A 19,746-nucleotide genomic window follows, 5' to 3' on the forward strand; every position below is an offset into this window, starting at 1 on the left:
GTTAGTAATACCTTTCTGATTGTGTCCACCTCATTTCTAAGTCATGAGGTTCTATTATAATATATGAACTACTAATTGGGACATAATCATTTGTGATACACTAGGACATTATCATAAATGAATCATAATCTAAGTATGAAGTATGCAATTGGGTCTTGACATTTAAAAAGCATTGATTTAATATATACCATAACATGAGAAAAGCAATGACGGAGAAAAGTAATTTATTTGAATCTTACAGAGAGAAAAACATTCGGTGAAAGTTTTTTATGCAGGAGAATAAATGAAAACCAATCCAGAGCTGTAACGCTGAAAGGAGTAAGCGTTGCCGTACGACTGCGTTAAAGTCTAGGATTTGTTTGAATCTGAAGTAAAAAGTTAAGGTGGAACCGTGCATGAATTGTATGCACCCTTAGATGGATGGCGTATGCTGTCTGTTTGAGGGTGCTTTTCTTATGTTCAAGAATAGAATATGCCTGTTTGGCATGAAAATTGAAAGGAGAAACATAAGAGATGAAAGTATGTAGGAAAGATGGAATTCAGGTGGAAAGTTTGTATGAAGAAGCATTGGGAAAAGAGGCGTTTTTAAACACGGCAGCGTTTCTACTTGGACTGGCGGTAAAACGAGTTTTTCCATCTGCAATCAGTGCACAGGGAATGGCTTCCAAAGATGGTTTTTATTATGATTTTGAATTTGATTTTGAATTTACGCCAGATATGTTAGAAAAAATCGAAACTGAAATGCACAAATTAGTGAAGGAAGATATCGAATTACAGTGGGTTCAGCAAGGCAGAAAAGATGTCATAGAGTACATGGAGAGGGAGAAGAATCCATATAAATTGCAATTGATTTTAGAATCACAAGAGGAAGAAAGAATCAGCTTTATAAAGCATGGGGATTATTTTGAACTATGTGCAGGTGCTTACGCAACCCATACAAGTTTGATTCAGGCATTTCAATTAACAACAATCGCAGGAGCTTATTGGGATGGGAAAGAGGATAACAAAATGCTGACAAGAATCTACGGCATCGCCTTCCCGAAAAAAGAGCAATTACAAGAGCATATTCTGTTAATGGAAGAAATTAAACGAAGAGATCACAGAAAACTGGGGAAAGATCTTGGATTATTTGAACTGATGGAGGAAGGGCCTGGATTCCCGTTTTTTCTTCCCAAAGGACTGGTACTTAAGAACCTTTTGATTGGGTATTGGAGAAGGATCCATGAACGAGAGGATTACAAGGAAATTTCAACACCTATGATTTTAAATCGAGAACTATGGGAGACATCTGGGCATTGGGATCACTACCGGGAGAACATGTATACAACTGAAATTGATTCAAAGGACTTTGCAATCAAACCCATGAACTGTCCCGGTGGCTTGCTTGTTTACAAGATGCAGCCTCACTCTTATCGGGAACTACCCCTTCGCATAGGAGAATTGGGACTGGTACACAGACATGAAAAATCTGGTGTCTTGCATGGTCTGATGCGAGTGCGGTGTTTTACTCAGGATGATGCTCATATATTTATGACGAAAGAGCAGATTCCAGGGGAAATACAACGAGTGATCCATTTAATAGATGAAGTGTATCATACATTTGGATTTGAATATTCACTGGAACTTTCTACAAAACCGGAGAATAGCATCGGAAGTGAAGAAGAGTGGATTCTGGCAACAGAGGGGCTTAAAAAAGCATTGGATGCGTTTGGCAAACCGTACGTTATCAATGAAGGAGATGGAGCATTTTATGGACCCAAGATAGATTTCCATTTAAAAGATTCGTTGGGAAGAACCTGGCAGTGTGGAACCATACAGTTGGATTTTCAACTTCCCCAAAGGTTTCAGGCAGAATACATTGGAGCAGATGGACAAAAGCATCGCCCAATTATGATTCACCGGGTTGTTTTCGGATCCATAGAGCGGATGATCGGAATTCTGATCGAACATTATGCGGGGAAGTTTCCGCTATGGATGGCTCCGGTTCAAGTGAAAATACTTCCAATTGCGGACCGTTTCTACGAATATGCAGAAATGATTAAAAGTAAGCTTCGACAATACGGGATTCGATCGGAACTTGACTTAAGAAAAGAAAAGATTGGCTATAAAATTCGGGAAGCACAATTGGATAAAGTCCCTTACATGATAATCGTCGGACAAAAAGAGATGGATAGTCAGAAAGTCTCGATTCGAAAAAGGGATGAGGGAGATTTGGGAAGTTTTAATTTGGAGGAATTCATTCGTTTGATTCAGGAAGAGATAAAGCAGTAAATAGGTCCCCTGACGGGTTGAGGTATTGATCAGATTCTATTTGTAACTATGTGATAATAACAGGAAAAAATTGGAAAAATATAGCATTTTTGCATTGTGAGTGGTAGAATAAGTTTGTAAATTTGGACTTATTTATTCGCAAGAAGAGGGGGAAAGTATGACAGAATTACAAATTTTATCCATAGTTATATTTTTAGTTACCATGTTTGCCATTATGACAGAACGGGTACACAGATCAGTAGCAGCTTTGTCAGGGGCAGTTTTGTTGGTTATATTTCGAGTTTTGACTGCAAAACAAGGAATTGAAGCAGTAGATTTTAACACCATTGGTGTTTTAATGGGGATGATGCTTTTTGTAGCGGTTGTAAAGCAGTCCGGTATCTTTGAATACATAGCAATTAAAAGTGCAAAACTATCTCGGGGAAGGCCATGGATTATTATGGTGGTATTTATGTTTATTACGGCAGTATTATCTGCATTTCTAGATAATGTTACTACGGTATTGCTTGTGGGTCCTATGACCATTGCAGTTACCGGAATTTTAGAGTTAAATCCCATACCGTTTCTTATGACTCAGATTATGTCTTCTAATATAGGAGGAACAGCCACTCTGATTGGCGATCCGCCTAATATAATGATCGGCAGTGCAGCAAATTTTAGTTTCATAGATTTCATTACCAATACAGGAGCCACAGTATTGGTGGTTCTGTGTTTATTTGTCATCCTGTTTTATTTTATTTATGGAAGACATTTAAAAGTTAGTACAGATAAGATGGAAAAAATCATGCGCCTGGATGAGAAAAAAGCAATCAAAAGCAGGTCTTTGATGGTGAAAAGTATAATCATTATGATTGCAGTTGTATTGGCGTTTATGTTTCATGATACCATACAGATGGAATCTAGTATGATTGCTTTGACGGCAGCCGTTATTATGCTTCTCATCGGGAAACAAGACCCGGAAGATATCATACTCAGTGTGGAATGGTCGACCATTTTGTTTTTCATCGGACTGTTTGTGGTTGTCGGAGGGTTAAAAGATACGGGAGTGATTCAGATGCTTGCCAATGGACTTTTGGGAATCACAAAAGGGCATCAAATTATCACCATGGTGGTTATCTTATGGATCTCTGCGGTTGTTTCAGGATTCCTTGATAACATTCCATTTGTGGCGACCATGATTCCACTTATCCTGACCATGCAAAGCAGTGGCATGGTGGTAGAACCTTTATGGTGGGCACTTTCTCTTGGCGCTTGTTTGGGTGGAAATGGGACGTTAGTTGGAGCATCGGCAAATGTAGTATTATCCGATATCAGCAAAAAAAACGGATATCCCATTACCTTTGCCTATTATTTGAAAAGGGGATTTCCCCTTATGATTGTATCAATTTCAATTGCGACAGTTTTTTTAATTATAAAATTTAATTAATTATTTATCCTATAAAAGAAAGGGGTATTTTTAATGCAAAAAAACAATGTGAACGGCGATGTAATTGATATGATGTTAAGTCAGCTTGGAGCGAAAGAAATTGATACTTTTTCCAGTAACATGCATATTGCCAATTTTGACTTAGGGGATGGCTTGGAGGTTTCTTATGTATTTAACATCACCCATGGAGACAAATACTTTTTACAGAGAATGAAACCATATGCAATGGTTCATGGAAAGTACGCCAGTTATCGGGAGATTATTGATTTTATTACCGATGATATCGTAAAGTTCAGAAAGGCGAAAGAAGTAAATGATGCTTCTATTTATTTAAAGCTTACCGCGGAAATAGAACAGGTGAAATTAAGGACCGAACATATTTTTTTGAACCACGATGTACCTGTGGAGGATTTTAGGATAATTCTAGACGGATTTAATTCTATTTTGGAAAAAGTAGAACTCGCCAATAAACGGGCAGATAAGATAGAATAACGAAAATCAACTGTTAAAAAATCCAATTATGGTAAGAATGGTATAGTAAGAATGAAAAAAAACAATTATAATGGTTCTTGTAACACTAGATTAATTACTTGTGAAACGGTACGTTTCCTTACATGTGGGAGGATGCAATGCAGACATTTAAGCAACTATATGAAAGTACGTTAAAAGAGACTTTATCCGGAGATCAAAAAAGTGGGGAAAATCCAGATCAAACTTATGATCCGTATCATTTGGATTGTCTTTTAAATCCAAAGAAACATCCAATCGTAATTCGAACTGGTTCCTGTGATTGTGGAAAAGAAGAAATGAAAGAATGTCTGAACCGTTGTCCGTTTGATGCACTGCGGATTGAAAAGGATGGAGTTGTGGTTGATTCGGATTTGTGTCTGGGATGTGAAAATTGTATTGATGGCTGTGCCAAAGAAAAACTCACGGCCAGTACAGATATTATTCCTGCCCTAAAGGCAGTCAGAGGCTCAAAAGGTCTTGTTTATGCAATGATCGCACCAGCATTTCTTGGTCAGTATTCCAGTGATGTAACACCGGGTAAACTTAGAACTGCCCTTAAAGAGGTGGGGTTTGATGGGATGCTAGAAGTTGCTTTGTTTGCAGATATTCTTACCTTAAAAGAGGCGTTGGAATTTGACAAGAATATCAATGGAATTGATGATTTTCAGTTGACAAGCTGCTGCTGTCCGATGTGGATTGGAATGATTCGAAAAATCTATCATCAGTTGCTGCCCCACGTACCAGGATCGGTATCTCCTATGGTTGCCTGCGCAAGAGTGATTAAGGAGCTTCATCCCGATGCGTTAACCGTATTTATCGGTCCTTGTTTGGCAAAAAAAGCGGAAGCCAGAGAAAAAGATTTGTCTGGTTCGGTGGATTATGTACTTACCTTCCAGGAAGTGAAAAATATCTTTGATGCGTTGGGGATTGATCCGGCAAAGATGGAAGAGAGTGAGAAAGATCATTCATCCAAAGCTGGAAGAATCTATGCCAGAAAGGGTGGCGTTAGTGAAGCGGTAGAGAATACGGTGAGAGCCATTAGTCCTGACAGGAAAACAGAGATAAAAACCAAACAGGCGGACGGAGTGCCGGCATGTAAAAAGATGATTCAGGATATTACGGACGGAAAGATTGAAGCAAACTTCTACGAAGGAATGGGATGCGTTGGGGGATGCGTGGGAGGACCAAGAGCGATTCTAGGAAAAGAAGAGGGGACAGAACTAGTCAATCAATATGGGGAGAGTGCCACGTATAAACATCCGGCAGAAAACCCCTATGTCATTGAACTTTTGCACCGCTTAAACTTTGATACCATAGAAAGTCTTTTGGAAGAAACGGATCTTTTTAGCCGAAGTATCACATAAGAATAAGATAAAAAAGGGGAGGCGTGCGCTTCCCCCTTTTTAAGTTTCCATTTTATAGGAAATCTCAACTTGCTTTTCCTGACTTAAAAATGTTAAAATAATAAGGTGTGAAAAGACGAACGTTAAGCTCCAGGAAAGGAATTGGTTATGGCAACAGGTAGAATGAATCAGCTGATTATATTAGTCAACTTATGCAGCAGTGTTGTAGAAGGGGTCGAACACCTAATGGCATATCAGGAGAATGTGCGGCTGAAGGAAGATGCGGTTACGGGACTTCTTACATTGGAAGAAGAATTAAAAGGACTGAAAGCAGATCGTTTGGTGATCCATGATACGAAACAGATGGCAAAGTTAATTCAATACCGTCTATTTGTCTATGACCGGAAATTCAAAGATAGACTCTATAACTGGTATTTTAATACATTAAAGGAACTTAAAAATCTTATGACGGAGGAGATGGAACGGTGTCCCATCTGTTCGGGGAATGGGAGTCCCTTTTATGGAGCTTTATATTATCAAGAAAGAGAGGGGGATAAGGATATCCTGGAGCCGGTCCGCACCTATCTAAAATGTAAGGAATGCGGCAATTACTATCTCGTAAAAGAGGAACGGAGAATTACAAAAAAGCAACATAAGAATAAACGGACAAAATCAAAATGCAACCGGATTCTTAGTGATATTGGTAAGTTTGTTACGGAAAAATCCATGCTGTTTATTGGAGAAGAGAAAAGTCAATTATACCTTGAAGCGGCTATATCCGGCTATCACTTGGATCGGATTTCAATAGAAGATAGGACGGTGGGTGTGGATCCCAATAAAAAGAAATACCCCATTGTTTTGATTGATCGGATATCGTGTACCCGTGATTGGAAGCAGATTCTAAAATTAGCAGCGGATTATGTGACGGAGGACGGGATTGTTTGGTTTGATGGTCCTGACTTAGAAAAATTCATGGAACATTTAAAAAAGAGGGGAACTCCCGTCTGGAATAGAGAAGCAGATGAGGTATGTTTGACAGAAGATGGTATGGAGCTTATGGCGGAACAATGCGGACTTACAATTAAGTCATATCGTCAGGTTGGGACAACGCAGGGCAGGATTGAAGTGATTGCCAAAAATAGTTTGAAAGAAGGGGAAAAGAATGGGTCATCTGACAACACGTGATGCGTACTTAAATTTAAGTGACCGCATCAACTGGTTTACACAGGGGGCGCCTACTTCAGAGACGCTTTATAAGATACTACAGGTTCTTTACACAGAAAAGGAGGCGAAATGGGTATCATTGCTTCCGGTGCGGCCTTTTACGGCAAAGAAAGCCGCAAAAATCTGGGGAACGACGGAGTTTAAAGCAGAAAAACTGTTAAATCAACTATGTGAAAAGGCACTACTAGTGGATTCCTTTCACCAAGGAGCTCGCAAATTTGTAATGCCGCCGCCAATGGCTGGCTTTATAGAGTTTGCACTGATGAGAACCAGAGGAGACATTGATCAAAAGTACTTAGGGGAATTGTATTATCAGTATATGAATGTTGAAGAGGACTTTATCAAAGATCTGTTCTTTGCTACGGAAACAAAATTAGGGAGAGTTTATGTCCAGGAGCCAGTTCTCTCAACGGACAAAACCAATCATATTTTAGACTACGAAAGAGCAACTCATATCGTAGAGGAAGCTGATTATATTGGATTGGGACTTTGCTATTGCCGCCATAAGATGTCTCATGCAGGCCATCCCTGTGAGATCGACGCTCCTTGGGATGTTTGTCTGACTTTTGATAATGTGGCACGCTCTCTGGCTGAACATGGAGATTATACAAAGCTTATTTCCAAAGCGGAAGCACTTGATGCACTGGAGCGTTCCTACGAAAGCAATCTAGTACAGATTGGGGAAAATGTAAGGGAGCATCCAGCTTTTATCTGCAATTGCTGCGGTTGCTGCTGCGAGGCACTTCAAGCTGCAAGAAAGTTTAGTCCCATGCAGCCAGTCGCAACCACCAATTACCTCCCACATATCTTAGAAGAGACTTGTGTGGGATGTGGGAAATGCGCGAAGGTCTGTCCGGTTCTTGCCATATCAATGGAAGAAGGGGAGAATGGGAAGAAAAAAGCAGTGGTAGATGAAGAAATATGTCTGGGATGTGGCATCTGTGCCAGAAACTGTGGATTCAAATCCATTGAATTAAAACGAAGACCAAAGCAGATTATCACACCAGTCAACAGTACTCACCGTTTTGTATTACAGGCAATTGAAAAAGGAACGCTACAGAATTTGATTTTCGACAATCAGGCATTTGCCAGTCACCGGGCTATGGCAGCCTTGTTTGAAACCATTTTAAAACTTCCACCCCTTAAGCAGGCACTTGCAAGCAAACAGCTAAAATCCATCTATCTGGACCGGCTATTGTCTCTTCAGAAAAAGAAACCGGTGGAAACAGGGGAGCAGGAATCGGATCGCACTTGAGAAAGAAAAGGTAGAAATGACGTGTTTGATAAGATAACTGAAAATGATATTGAAAAGATGCGAGAAGAGATCAAGCATCGGAAGCTGATAGTTCGTAAAGAAGCCCTAGAAGCGGTAAAGGAAGCAAGAGCCCACGGGGATCTGAGTGAAAATTTCGAATATCATGCGGCAAAAAAGGACAAGAATCAGAATGAAAGCCGAATCAGGTATCTGGAAAAGATGATAAAGACGGCACAAATCATAAGCGACACTTCAAAGGAAGATGAGATCGGTTTGTACAATACCGTGGAGTTGTATTTTGAAGAGGATGAGGAAGTGGAGACATATAAACTGGTTACCACAGTTCGCGGGAATTCCATGAAGGGGTTAATCAGTTCGGAGTCACCACTTGGAAGTGCCATCATGGGGCACCGGGTAGGTGATCGGGTATATGTAAAGATTGATGATAAGGCTGGTTATTATGTGGTGGTAAAACATCTGAAAAAAACAAAAGATGATGGCAGTGATAAATTACGAAGTTTTTAATATGACAAAGGAACTAAAAAACGATGAAGGATATGACAAAAGGAAGGATCACTTCTCAACTGATCCGTTTTTCCATTCCCCTGATATTGGGGAATTTATTTCAACTGGCTTACAATGCAGTGGACTCCATTCTAGTGACACGGTTTGTAGGAGGAAAAGCCGCTGTAGCACTGGCAACTACCAATCCTGTTATGAGTATTTTGATTATAGCAATTACAGGAATTTGTATCGGGGCATCGGTGCTGATGAGTGAATTTTATGGATCAGGGGATGAAAAAAGACTCAAGGATGAGGTCTCGACGTTACTTCTCTTTGGGTGCTTCTTTTCTCTTATAATTGCTGCGTTTGGTTATTCCTTTTCAGAAGAAATTTTAAGGCGGATTCGGGTTCCGGATCAGCTTTTGGTTGATGCAGCCAAGTATCTGCGGATTATTTTTTTGGGAATGCCTTTTACATTTTTTTATAATGGGGTGGCTTCTGCATTAAGAAGCATTGGAGATTCCAAAACTCCGGTATGGTTTTTGGCCTTGGCTTTTGTGTTAAATGGACTACTTGATGTGGTTTTTGTGGCTTGGTTTCATATGGATGTTGTTGGAGCGGCCCTTGCGACAGATATTGCAGAGGCAGTATCTGTAGGACTTTGTGTTTTTTACATATATAAGAGGGTTCCTCTTCTTAGGGTGAGCAGGAAAGAAATGCGGCTGGATCGGGATCTTTTAATTCTGACTCTAAGACATGGAGTCATTACGGCGCTACAGCAGTCTTGCCAGCCCATCGGTAAGCTCCTAATTCAGAGAATGATTAATCCTCTGGGGATCAGTACCATCGCAGCGTTTCATGCGGTAAACAGAGTCGATGATTTTGTATTTGTCCCGGAGCGGAGCATTTCCAGTGGAATCATGACCTTTGTGGCTCAGAACAAGGGAGCAAAAAACAGCGGCCGTATCAAGAAAGGATTTCGAACAGGGCTTATGATAGAGGCAGGATATTGGATCTTCATCTGCATTTTTATTCTTATCATAAAAAAGCCGGCAATGAATATGTTCGTACTTGTGAATGATTCTGGATTGGTGGAAATTGGAGTAAAATATTTGAGTCTTATGGCATTTTTCTACCTCCTGTCTGCTGTTACCAATGGTATTCAGGGATTTTTTAGAGGAATGGGAAATATGTTTATTACGCTGATCTTCACCTTGATCCAGATCTCTGTGGGGGTGGGAGTAGCCTCCAATCTGGTACCTGTAATGGGACTGAAAGGAGTTGCATATGCCAGCATGATTGGCTGGGCCTGCATGCTTTTCGCAGAAATACCATATTATTTTTGGTTTAAGAGCAGAAATGAATTACTACAGGAGAGAGATAGATGATAAAAAATATTGTATTTGATATGGGAAAGGTCTTGGTTGATTACGAGGGGCATAAGGTTGGAACCGTTTTTATGGATGATGAAGCGGAACGAAAGGAAGTCTGTACTTCAGTTTTCGATTCCCAGGAATGGCTGCTGCTTGATATGGGGCTGATTACAGAGGAGGATGCATTAAGGAGAATGCAGTCTCGTCTCTCTACAGATCATGCAAAGGAAATGGCAGAACTTTGTCTCAAGCACTGGGTTGAATATAATATGTATCCGGTAAAAGAGATGGGTGAACTTGTGAGAGAGTTAAAAGAACAAGGTTATGGTATTTACCTCTGTTCGAATGCGTCCCTCCGTCTTCTGGCCGACGCGTCTATCATTCCAGGAATTGAATATTTTGACGGGGTTCTCTTTTCTGCGGAAGTCAAGTGCATGAAGCCACAAAAGGAGATGTACGGCCACCTTTTTGAACGGTTCCATTTAAAACCAGAGGAATGTTTTTTTATAGATGATCTCCCCATGAATATAGAGGGAGCAAGGGCATGCGGTATGGATGGTTACTGCTTTGCAGATCAGGATATAGAAGGTCTTAAGGCGTGTCTAAGTAAATTGAATTAAGCCAAAATAAAAGATAAAAGATCAGGAGCGAAAAAGTACCTGATCTTTTTTGGTTGAAATCTTTAACACTTTGTAGACTCCAGTTTATTTTATGAGTTTGAAGCCATTTTATAAATTTCCAGAACATCCTGCCAATACAGCTTTTTTAACCCACCTAACGGGTGTTCCATGCCGTAGGCTTCTCCGGTTGATTTTTTAGCCATCTGTTCTATATTGGTGTTGTCAATTCCCAGTTCCTCAAGTGTTGTGGGAAGTCCCATTTTCACAAAGAACTGGGATAGACGATCAATTCCTTCTAATACGATAGCGTCAGGATCTCGGAAACTTCCTTCCACCCCCATAACATTAACAGCAAACTGGACAAACATGTTGATGTTCGTTTTATAAACATATTTCATCCAGGCCGGAGTGAGAACCGCTAGTCCTGCACCGTGAGCCACATCATAGATGGCACTTAACTCATGCTCCATACCATGGCATGCCCAGTCCTGGCTTCGTCCTAGTCCGAGTAAATCGTTGTGGGCAATGGTGCCGCCCAGTCCCACCTGACACCAGGCATCATAGTTTTTGGGATCTTCGGAAACGAGAAGTGCGTGTTTCATAATTGATTTTAGCGTGGTTTCGCAAAGACCGTCTGTCAAATCCGTGTGCAGGGTATTGGTAAAATAACGCTCAAATATATGGCTCATCATGTCTGCCACCCCGTTGGCAATTTGGTTCTTCGGAAGAGTGAAGAAAAATTCTGGATTCATGACACTTAGGACTGGACGAACCAGATCGCTTCCATATCCCAGCTTCATCTGCTTTTCTTCATTGGTAATGACAGTACTGTTACTGGATTCGCTCCCGGCAGCCGGAATGGTTAAAATCGTAGCAACCGGAAGTGCCGCAGTAATTGCCTTACCCTGCTCATAAACGTCCCATACGTCGCCTTCATAGCAAACTCCAATGGCAATGGCTTTTGCAGAGTCAATGACACTGCCGCCGCCAACTGCCAGAATCAAGTCAACACCCTGGTCTTTGCATAATTTTATGCCTTCATAAACAAGTGACAGGCGGGGATTGGGAACAACTCCACTAAGCTCTGTAAATTCAATGCCATTTTCTTTTAAAGACTGAATGACTGAATCATACAGACCATTCTTTTTGATCCTGTCCCCGCTGTAATGCAAAAGGACCTTTTTTGCATAAGGAGCAAGAAGACTTCCGATCTCCTTATGGGAGTCTTTTCCAAAACAGATGCGGGTGGGAATGTGAAAATTAAAATTTAACATGGTTATAATACTCCTTTCTTCTATTCATTCTTTTAAAATTCTGTTGTATCTGGGTTTGAGGAGAAGCCGCAGCATCCCTTTAATCCGGCTATGACGGAAACATCTTCATCGGTTAGTTCAAAATCGAATACATCAACATTTTCCTCGATCCGTTCTTTTGTGACGGATTTAGGCAAAGGAAGAAAGCCCATCTGTAAACTCCATCTGACACATATCTGTGCGATGGATTTTCCGTATTTTGCTGACAGGGCAATCATTTCCGGGACTTCAAAGATTTTACCGGATCCAAGAGGACTATATGCCTCTAGTAAGAGGTTTTGATCTCGGCAGTAGGAAACCAGATCATCTTGGGTTTCGCCAGGGCAAAGGCGGATCTGATTTACCATGGGCGCAACTTTTGCTGTTTTCATCAGCTCTTCTAAGTGATGGCGGCGGAAATTGCTGACGCCGATGGAACGTATCCGTCCAGCTAAATATAATTCCTCCATGGCTTTCCAGGTTCCTGCATTGGATTTTTGCCAGTGATCCCGTACCATAATAGGATTGGGCCAGTGGATCAAATATAAATCCAGATAATCCATTTGCAATTTTTTCATAGTTTCTTCAAATGCATGTAGTGTTTCTCCATATCCATGAGCCGTGTTTTGCAGCTTGCCTGTGACAAAAATTTCCTCTCGCTTGATTCCACTTTCCTTTACTGCGATTCCAACACTTACTTCATTTTGATAGCCAGCAGCTGTATCAATGTGGCGGTATCCGGATAACAGTGCATGTTTCACCACAGAAACGGCAACTTCGCCGTTGGGGGCTCTCCAGGTACCAAATCCGATGCAAGGGATGGGAACTTCATTCTTAAGTTTGTAATGGTCTGATAAAGACTTCATTATATGTCCTCCTTATAAATGTCACTTGATTGCAGAACGATCCTGCTGTATAGTTTATATTGTAGACCTTAACGTTAACTTTAAGTCAAGAGCTTCATTGAAAAATAACCTAAAATAATAGAGAAAAGGAAACGATATGAATTATAGCATCAAGCAGATTGCAGAGAAAACAAATTTAAAACCACATGTGTTGCGGTATTATGAAAAAGAAGGACTTCTTCCCGACGTAACCAGGAGTGAAAGTGGAATTCGAAAATATTCAGAGTCGGATCTGGAGTGGTTATCCTTAATCTGTTGCCTGAAAAACACAGGAATGACCATCAAACAGATTCGTGAATTTGTAAAACTAAGTCTACAAGGACAAGAAACATTAAAAGAACGATGTTCTATGTTGATCCAACATAAGAAGCAAGTGGAAGATCAGATTCAGGAAATGCAGAAATACTTATGGAAAGTGGATCATAAAATTCAGTATTTCACGGAACAACTTGCCATCCATACGTCTGAGATAAGACCGGATGAGGAAAATGGAGAGAAGCAGTATGGTTCGGATTAAAATAGATGATATGGACTTAGAACAGATTGCAGGATCTGGACAGTGCTTTCGCATGGAGAAACAGGATTCCACAGGAGTTTGGTCTATTTATGCAGCAGGAAACTATGTAGAAGCAGTAAGAGAGGACGATAATTTTCTCTTTTCCTGTGAAGAAAAAGAGTTTCAAACCATCTGGGCACCTTATTTTGATGTACATACGGATTATGGAAGATATAAAGAACAGATAGAGTCGGAGGATACGTATCTTAAAACTGCCGTAACATGGGGGTGGGGGGTGCGCATACTAAGACAGGATCTTTGGGAGATGCTTGTTACTTTTTTGATTTCCCAGAATAACAACATTCCTCGCATCAGAGGAAGTGTCAAAGAGCTGTGCAGACAGTTTGGGGAAGAAAAAAGTGGAATCGGACTGGTAAGAGATTTCAATCATATCTGGACGGAGACAAAGCGGGTCTATCATACCTTTCCGACGCCAGAATCCATTGCTCAAGCTGGACTTACAGGGATTTCCGGTCTATCCCTTGGCTACCGGGATAAATACATTCTTTCAATTGCAGAACGATGCAGGTATGACCAAGGGGCGGAGTGGCTAAACATGCTTAGTAATTTAGAGTATGAGCAGGCCCATGCTACGTTGATGAAAGAGTATGGCATCGGGAAAAAGGTGGCGGATTGTATCTGTCTGTTTGGACTCCACCATGTGGAAGCATTTCCGGTGGATACCCATGTAAAGCAGATTCTAAATCGCCATTATCCCAAGGGATTTCCTTTGAAACGATACGAAGGATATGCTGGTATTCTTCAACAATATATGTTTTATTATAAGATCAATCAGTGACCTCCCGGGCGGCTTCGGCTTGCCCGGGAAAATTCATTGTTTTATCACACAATTTACAAAATTAGATCACAAAAACTTCACAATTCCCTTCTAACCTAAATAAGAAGCATATATGCGAAAAAGAACAGGAGGAGAGAGTATTGATTGAAGTCAAAAATCTGGTAAAAGAATATGGCGGTCACCTGGCTGTGGATCATCTAGACTTTACCATTGAGGATGGGCAGATCTATGGGTTCTTAGGGCCAAATGGTGCCGGAAAATCCACCACTATGAACATAATTACTGGTTATATCGGTGCAACGGAGGGAGATGTGTGGATCAACGGACACAACATACTAGAGGAACCAGAGGAAGCAAAAAAATGTATTGGGTATCTGCCGGAATTACCGCCTCTTTATGTTGAAATGACAGTGAAAGAGCAGCTTTTATTTGCATCGGAATTAAAAAAAATTCCGAAAGAAGACAGAGAAGATGAGATTTTGGCGGTATTAGAACTGGCGAAACTCACAGATGTGAAAAATCGTTTGATCCGGAATTTGTCAAAAGGTTATAGGCAGCGGGTGGGGCTTGCACAGGCGGTGCTTGGATTTCCGCCGGTCATGATTCTTGATGAACCTACCGTGGGACTTGATCCCAAACAGATCATTGAAATTCGCGATACCATAAAAAAACTAGGAAAAAACCACACGATTATTTTAAGTTCCCATATTTTGTCCGAGGTCAGTGCAGTTTGCGATCATATCCTTATCATAGATAGAGGGAAGCTAATTGCAAGTGATACACCTGAGAATCTAGAACGTCAGATGTCAGAAACGTCCGGTATGGAACTTCTTGTAAAGGCAGAGGAAGAAAAAATTCGTGATATTCTTTCTCCATTGATTCAAGCAGCAGATCTAACAATAGAAGAAAGTAAAGAGGAACATGCAAAGAAGGTTTGCCTGTCCATCGACCAGACAGAGGATTCAGATGAAGATATTAGAGAACGTATTTTCTTTGCCTTTGCAGATGAAAGAGTTCCCATTCTTTCCATGCAGACCAGTCAGGCATCCTTAGAAGAAGTCTTTTTGGAACTAACTAAGGAAGGGGAGGAGGAAGTATAATGGCAGCTATTTATCGAAGAGAACTAAAAGCGTATTTCCAGTCTATGACCGGGTATGTATTCATTGCTTTTGTAGTACTTTTTATTGGAATTTATTTTATGGCATACAACATGATGAGTGGATATCCTTATTTTTCCTATGCCTTATCTGGAATGGTGACCATTATTATGATTGCAATTCCTGTATTAACGATGAGAAGTTTTGCAGATGACAGAAGAACAAAAACCGATCAACTATTATTAACGGCTCCAGTATCGGTTACAAAAATAGTGGCAGGGAAGTACTTTTCTATGGTCACGGTATTCTCAATTCCAGTTCTTTTTTCAACTGTTTGTCCCCTCATTATTAAAATGAACGGGAATGCAAATCTGAAAGCCGATTATGCAGCGATTCTGGCATTCTTTCTTCTTGGCTGCGTGTACATTGCCATTGGAATGTTTGTTTCCTCTTTGACGGAAAGTCAGATTATATCTGCGGTTTTAACATTTGGGTCAATCTTGTTGCTTTTATTATGGACGAATCTGGTTGGCTTTCTTCCGACCACTGCGTTTGGATCCTTGATCGGATTTCTGATCCTATGGACGTTTGCTATTTTTTTTATTTACCGGCTGACCAATCATCACTGGCTGGCAACGGTTTTAGAAGCAGGGGGAGTGATTGTATTAATCGGTCTTTATATCTGGAAAAAAGGAATTTATGACCGTGCGCTTACAAAGCTATTTGAAAAATTAGCAGTGACCGACGTTTTCCAGAACTTTGCCAATCATTCCATCTTTGATGCAGGCGGTCTTGTTTTGTATCTCAGCATTATTTTTCTGCTGATGTTTTTAACCGTGCAGTCTATAGAAAAGCGCAGATGGAGTTAGGAGGAAGGAAATGACAAGAAAATTTAAAAAAGGCGGCTATACAGCGTTTCTCTCCATAATCGTTATCGCTGCGGTAATCATTCTTAATATGATCATAGGCCGTCTTCCAGAGAAAGTACGGCAGTGGGATATGAGCAGTACGAAGATTTATTCGCTTGGTCAGACGACCCAGGACCTACTTAAAGGTCTGAGCAAAGATGTCACGATTTATGTAGTAGGAGATCCGGATTCCGTGGACAAACGAATCACCAATTTTGTAAAAAGATATGAGGATTTGTCCAGTCATATCAAGGTAGAATCGGTAGACTCCATTCTCCACCCAGAACAAGTAAAAAAACTGCAGGCAGAAAATAATACACTGTTTGTTCGTTGTCAGGGGACGAATAAGACGGAGTCCATTCCCTTTACCGATATCATTAAAATGGATGAAGCGTCCTATTATTATTATGGGCAATCCAAAGAAACGGAATTTGATGGGGAGGGGCAGGTAACTGGCGCTATTTCTCACATAACCAATGACGTACAAAAAACGATTTATGTAACAGAAGGGCATGGAGAACCAGAGTTTGGAGAAACGGTTTCTGGTATGTTAAAAAAGTCCAATTTAACCGTAAATTCAATCAATCTTCTAACGAAGGGAAGCATTCCAAAAGATTGCGAACTTCTTATCTTCAATGCGCCTGCATCGGATCTGGCAGCCGATGAAAAGAAGATGGTAGAAGAATATTTAAATGGGGGAGGCAACGCAATGTTTCTTGCGGGTTATTCCGAGAAGGAACGTCCCAATTTAAATGCTCTTTTAAACGATTATGGTCTGAATTTAGAAACGGGTCTTGCAGCGGATACAAAGAATTATTATCAGAACAATCCCTACTATATTTTCCCCACCATTAACTCGGGAAATGAAGTGACAGACGGCATTGACTTAAAGAGTGCGGCTCTGATTCTTCAATCAGCAGCCTTAACTCAAAAAAAGGAATTGCCAGAGGGTGTAGCGGTCACTCCATTTATGGAAACCAGTGATGGAGGGATGGTGGTAACCGCAGATGGACAGACAAAAGGAACCTATATTCTAGGTGCAGTATCAAAGAAAACGCTGGATTCAGGGTCCGCAAGGCTGACTGTTTTTGCGACTCCTTCGCTCATAGATGAAAAACTAAATACCAGCTTTGGAAATCTAACAAACTTAGATTTGTTTATGAATGCGGTTACATCTAATTTTTCAGATGTAACCAACGTCTCCATTCCTTCAAAAAGTCTGGAAATCACCAATAATACAGTGACTCACGGTGGATTGTGGGGATTATTATTTATAGTTGTCATCCCACTGGTGACACTGGCAGCTGGACTTATAATCTGGATTAAGCGCAGGCGTCTATAGAGGAGGCATGTTAGATGAAAAAGAAAAACGGATTGGTATTTGGTGTAGCAGTGCTTGTACTCTTATGTGCAGCATATGCAGGTGTAGGGCAGTATCTTAATCATTCCAGTCAAAAAAAGAAGCAGCAGGATGAAGCGTCAAAGATAACCATGACAGAGCTTGCTAAGATTCAGTCTTTGTCGTACAAATATAAGGGAAAAGAATTATCCTTTACAAAAAAAGGGGATACATGGAAGTACGATGGAGATGATAAATTCCCTGTGAAGCAGATGAAACTTGACTCTTTTGCTTCCACCGTATCAAAGATACCGGCACTTCGAAAGCTTCAAGGTGGAGATAGCCTGGGTGCGTATGGACTGGATCAGCCCATTCGGGAAATAAATGCAACCGATGAGAATCATAAAACAACCGTTATTTTATTAGGCAATGGGACGGAGGACGGAAATTATTATGCGGTCGTAAAGGGAGAAAATACTCCTTATTTGATTGATTCCAATTTATATACGGAAACAGATTGTGGTCTAGATGATTATCTGGCTTTGGAAGAATTCCCGTCAATCGAAGGAAAAGACATACAAAGCATTACCATAGAAAAAGATGGGAGCAAAGAACATTACGTAAAAAAGAAACTGGATGAAGAAAAGGAAACCATAGAGTGGTACCAAGATTCTGCGGATTCTAAGAGTAATAAAGTAGAAGACAATTCAGGTTTGAATGTGTTGGCGGATTCATTGAGTAGTCTAACTATTAAAAAATGTTCCAATTACAAAGTACAGGATTCTGAGCTTATGAAGTATGGACTGACGAGTCCTACTGAGGTGATTACTTATACCTATGAAAAAAATGGAAAGGAAGATACATTTTCTTTATCCATTGGCAGTTTAAACGAGGATTCCAGTTGCTACTATACCAGAACAAATAATTCTCCTTATATCAATGAAATTGAAAAGGCAGCCATTGATAAGTGCAGGAAAGTAAAAGGAGAGATTAAGCCAGAATAAAAGAAAAAAAGCAGTGTTGGTGTAAGCATACCGACTCTGCTTTTTTCTGTCATAACCTTAATTTATAGGTTAAATTCCAATCTAATATAGAAGTTTCCAGTAAAAAACTCTTATTTTAGTTGAAAAATCTTCATAAATGTTCTATTATGAGAAGAAATATATCAGCATAGTACAGTGATGTAGAGGGAGAGTACAGATGAATTATAACATTGCAGTTATCCCCGGAGATGGGATTGGACCTGAAATCATTGGCGAGGCGAAAAAGGTTTTAGATAAAACAGGAAGCGTGTTCGGCCATAAATTTCAGTATACAGAAGTATTGATGGGGGGCATATCCATTGATACATATGGCGTTCCTTTGACGGACGAAGCATTGAAAACAGCAAAAAATAGTGATTCCGTTCTCCTTGGAGCTGTCGGTGGAGAGGTGGGAAATTCAAACTGGTACGATGTAGCACCGAATCTAAGACCTGAAGCGGGACTACTGGCAATCCGTAAAGGTCTTCATTTATTTGCCAATGTCCGTCCTGCTTATTTATATGAGGAACTGGCAGATGCCTGTCCATTAAAAAAAGAGATTATTAAAACGGGATTTGATCTGGTTATTATGAGAGAATTGACGGGTGGCCTATATTTTGGAGATCGGTTTACCAAAGAAGTGGAGGGAGTAAGAACCGCCGTAGATACCCTCACTTATAACGAAGTAGAGATCAAAAGAATTGCAGTAAAAGCATTTGAGATCGCGATGAAACGAAAAAAACAGGTAGTCAGTGTAGATAAGGCCAATGTATTAGATTCCTCCAGACTCTGGAGAACGGTGGTGGAAGAAGTCGCCGTAGATTATCCAGAAGTAACGCTAAGCCATATGCTGGTGGATAACTGTGCGATGCAGCTTGTTATGAATCCCGGCCAGTTTGATGTGATTCTAACAGAGAACATGTTCGGCGATATCCTATCCGATGAGGCAAGTATGATAACCGGGTCCATCGGAATGCTCCCTTCTGCTAGTTTAAATGAGCACAAATTTGGTATGTATGAGCCCAGTCATGGTTCAGCCCCCCTTCTTGCTGGAAAAAATCTTGCAAACCCCATTGCAACCATATTGTCGGCAGCCATGATGCTACGTTATTCCTTTGATCTGGATCGGGAAGCCGAAGCAGTGGAGGCAGCCGTGAAACAGGTTTTAGAGGAGGGGTATCGAACCGTGGATATTTACTCCCAGGGGCAGAAGAAAGTGACGACAAAAGAGATGGGAGATTTGATCGCGAAACGGATTGTATAATTTATCTGTTTTGGTTTATGTGTTATAATAAAAGAAGA

The 19,746-nt window shown here is 40.6% G+C and carries 18 protein-coding genes and 1 other annotated feature; of the genes, 16 read left to right on the forward strand and 2 right to left on the reverse strand.

Going from position 1 to position 19,746, the window contains the following annotated elements; all coding sequences use genetic code 11:
* The first annotated feature begins 197 nt into the window (after nucleotides 1-197).
* Nucleotides 198-417, forward strand: a binding site (T-box leader).
* A gap of 96 nt (nucleotides 418-513) precedes the next feature.
* From thrS to EFT72_RS03505, 9 genes are all read left to right on the forward strand, one after another.
* On the forward strand, nucleotides 514-2,271 hold the full coding sequence (gene thrS / locus EFT72_RS03465) for a threonine--tRNA ligase (RefSeq protein WP_124065524.1): 1,758 nt from the start codon (nucleotides 514-516) through the stop codon (nucleotides 2,269-2,271).
* Between the two features lie 157 nt (nucleotides 2,272-2,428).
* Entirely contained in the window at nucleotides 2,429-3,697 is a 1,269-nt protein-coding gene (locus EFT72_RS03470; protein WP_124065525.1) for an ArsB/NhaD family transporter, read from the forward strand.
* A gap of 33 nt (nucleotides 3,698-3,730) precedes the next feature.
* A complete protein-coding gene (locus EFT72_RS03475) occupies nucleotides 3,731-4,189 on the forward strand; it encodes a hypothetical protein (RefSeq protein ID WP_124065526.1) in 459 nt (152 codons plus the stop codon).
* A gap of 137 nt (nucleotides 4,190-4,326) precedes the next feature.
* Nucleotides 4,327-5,571, forward strand: a complete 1,245-nt coding sequence (locus EFT72_RS03480) for a [Fe-Fe] hydrogenase large subunit C-terminal domain-containing protein (protein WP_124065527.1) — start codon at nucleotides 4,327-4,329, stop codon at nucleotides 5,569-5,571.
* A 147-nt stretch (nucleotides 5,572-5,718) separates the two neighbouring features.
* Nucleotides 5,719-6,735, forward strand: coding sequence for a hypothetical protein (locus EFT72_RS03485; protein ID WP_124065528.1), 1,017 nt, complete (start codon nucleotides 5,719-5,721; stop codon nucleotides 6,733-6,735).
* Complete coding sequence (locus EFT72_RS03490) at nucleotides 6,713-8,029, forward strand: 4Fe-4S dicluster domain-containing protein (protein WP_124065529.1); 1,317 nt, start codon at nucleotides 6,713-6,715, stop codon at nucleotides 8,027-8,029. Before EFT72_RS03485 ends, EFT72_RS03490 begins: the two co-directional genes overlap by 23 nt.
* 21 nt (nucleotides 8,030-8,050) lie before the next feature.
* Complete coding sequence (greA, locus tag EFT72_RS03495; protein WP_124065530.1) at nucleotides 8,051-8,554, forward strand: transcription elongation factor GreA; 504 nt, start codon at nucleotides 8,051-8,053, stop codon at nucleotides 8,552-8,554.
* Between the two features lie 23 nt (nucleotides 8,555-8,577).
* A complete protein-coding gene (locus EFT72_RS03500; RefSeq protein ID WP_243109936.1) occupies nucleotides 8,578-9,921 on the forward strand; it encodes an MATE family efflux transporter in 1,344 nt (447 codons plus the stop codon).
* Entirely contained in the window at nucleotides 9,918-10,526 is a 609-nt protein-coding gene (locus EFT72_RS03505; protein ID WP_124065531.1) for an HAD family phosphatase, read from the forward strand. Before EFT72_RS03500 ends, EFT72_RS03505 begins: the two co-directional genes overlap by 4 nt.
* 89 nt (nucleotides 10,527-10,615) lie before the next feature.
* On the opposite strand, the gene EFT72_RS03510 is transcribed toward EFT72_RS03505, so the two are convergent.
* Both EFT72_RS03510 and EFT72_RS03515 read right to left on the reverse strand, forming a co-directional pair.
* Nucleotides 10,616-11,800: an iron-containing alcohol dehydrogenase gene (locus EFT72_RS03510; RefSeq protein WP_124065532.1), complete on the reverse strand. Its 1,185-nt coding sequence runs from the start codon at nucleotides 11,798-11,800 to the stop codon at nucleotides 10,616-10,618.
* Nucleotides 11,801-11,832: 32 nt separating this feature from the next.
* Nucleotides 11,833-12,684 carry an aldo/keto reductase gene (locus tag EFT72_RS03515; protein ID WP_124065533.1) on the reverse strand — a complete coding sequence of 284 codons (852 nt, stop codon included), beginning with the start codon at nucleotides 12,682-12,684 and terminating at the stop codon, nucleotides 11,833-11,835.
* A 136-nt stretch (nucleotides 12,685-12,820) separates the two neighbouring features.
* Here EFT72_RS03515 and EFT72_RS03520 point away from each other — a divergent pair, with 136 nt between their 5' ends.
* From EFT72_RS03520 to leuB, 7 genes are all read left to right on the forward strand, one after another.
* Nucleotides 12,821-13,240, forward strand: coding sequence for a MerR family transcriptional regulator (locus EFT72_RS03520; RefSeq protein WP_124065534.1), 420 nt, complete (start codon nucleotides 12,821-12,823; stop codon nucleotides 13,238-13,240).
* Entirely contained in the window at nucleotides 13,227-14,078 is an 852-nt protein-coding gene (locus EFT72_RS03525) for a DNA glycosylase (protein ID WP_124065535.1), read from the forward strand. Before EFT72_RS03520 ends, EFT72_RS03525 begins: the two co-directional genes overlap by 14 nt.
* Before the next feature lie 140 nt (nucleotides 14,079-14,218).
* Complete coding sequence (locus tag EFT72_RS03530; RefSeq protein WP_124065536.1) at nucleotides 14,219-15,178, forward strand: ABC transporter ATP-binding protein; 960 nt, start codon at nucleotides 14,219-14,221, stop codon at nucleotides 15,176-15,178.
* Entirely contained in the window at nucleotides 15,178-16,044 is an 867-nt protein-coding gene (locus EFT72_RS03535; RefSeq protein WP_124065537.1) for an ABC transporter permease, read from the forward strand. Before EFT72_RS03530 ends, EFT72_RS03535 begins: the two co-directional genes overlap by 1 nt.
* Nucleotides 16,045-16,054: 10 nt before the next feature.
* Nucleotides 16,055-17,425, forward strand: a complete 1,371-nt coding sequence (locus tag EFT72_RS03540) for a GldG family protein (protein ID WP_124065538.1) — start codon at nucleotides 16,055-16,057, stop codon at nucleotides 17,423-17,425.
* 14 nt (nucleotides 17,426-17,439) lie between these two features.
* Entirely contained in the window at nucleotides 17,440-18,426 is a 987-nt protein-coding gene (locus EFT72_RS03545) for a DUF4340 domain-containing protein (RefSeq protein WP_124065539.1), read from the forward strand.
* Nucleotides 18,427-18,622: 196 nt separating this feature from the next.
* A complete protein-coding gene (gene leuB, locus EFT72_RS03550; RefSeq protein WP_124065540.1) occupies nucleotides 18,623-19,708 on the forward strand; it encodes a 3-isopropylmalate dehydrogenase in 1,086 nt (361 codons plus the stop codon).
* Nucleotides 19,709-19,746: the final 38 nt, after the last annotated feature.

Source organism: Clostridium sp. E02, from assembly GCF_003833015.1.
Taxonomy (GTDB): domain Bacteria; phylum Bacillota; class Clostridia; order Lachnospirales; family Lachnospiraceae; genus Lacrimispora.

Bases quoted from the DNA above. Each gene is read 5' to 3' on its own strand.
- EFT72_RS03520 (WP_124065534.1), top strand. From the start codon at position 12,821: ATGAATTATAGCATCAAGCAGATTGCAGAGAAAACAAATTTAAAACCA.
- EFT72_RS03500 (WP_243109936.1), top strand. From the start codon at position 8,578: ATGAAGGATATGACAAAAGGAAGGATCACTTCTCAACTGATCCGTTTT.
- EFT72_RS03540 (WP_124065538.1), top strand. From the start codon at position 16,055: ATGACAAGAAAATTTAAAAAAGGCGGCTATACAGCGTTTCTCTCCATA.
- EFT72_RS03485 (WP_124065528.1), top strand. From the start codon at position 5,719: ATGGCAACAGGTAGAATGAATCAGCTGATTATATTAGTCAACTTATGC.
- EFT72_RS03525 (WP_124065535.1), top strand. From the start codon at position 13,227: ATGGTTCGGATTAAAATAGATGATATGGACTTAGAACAGATTGCAGGA.
- thrS (WP_124065524.1), top strand. From the start codon at position 514: ATGAAAGTATGTAGGAAAGATGGAATTCAGGTGGAAAGTTTGTATGAA.
- EFT72_RS03515 (WP_124065533.1), bottom strand. From the start codon at position 12,684: ATGAAGTCTTTATCAGACCATTACAAACTTAAGAATGAAGTTCCCATC.
- EFT72_RS03480 (WP_124065527.1), top strand. From the start codon at position 4,327: ATGCAGACATTTAAGCAACTATATGAAAGTACGTTAAAAGAGACTTTA.
- EFT72_RS03470 (WP_124065525.1), top strand. From the start codon at position 2,429: ATGACAGAATTACAAATTTTATCCATAGTTATATTTTTAGTTACCATG.
- leuB (WP_124065540.1), top strand. From the start codon at position 18,623: ATGAATTATAACATTGCAGTTATCCCCGGAGATGGGATTGGACCTGAA.
- EFT72_RS03545 (WP_124065539.1), top strand. From the start codon at position 17,440: ATGAAAAAGAAAAACGGATTGGTATTTGGTGTAGCAGTGCTTGTACTC.
- EFT72_RS03535 (WP_124065537.1), top strand. From the start codon at position 15,178: ATGGCAGCTATTTATCGAAGAGAACTAAAAGCGTATTTCCAGTCTATG.
- EFT72_RS03505 (WP_124065531.1), top strand. From the start codon at position 9,918: ATGATAAAAAATATTGTATTTGATATGGGAAAGGTCTTGGTTGATTAC.
- EFT72_RS03475 (WP_124065526.1), top strand. From the start codon at position 3,731: ATGCAAAAAAACAATGTGAACGGCGATGTAATTGATATGATGTTAAGT.
- EFT72_RS03510 (WP_124065532.1), bottom strand. From the start codon at position 11,800: ATGTTAAATTTTAATTTTCACATTCCCACCCGCATCTGTTTTGGAAAA.
- EFT72_RS03490 (WP_124065529.1), top strand. From the start codon at position 6,713: ATGGGTCATCTGACAACACGTGATGCGTACTTAAATTTAAGTGACCGC.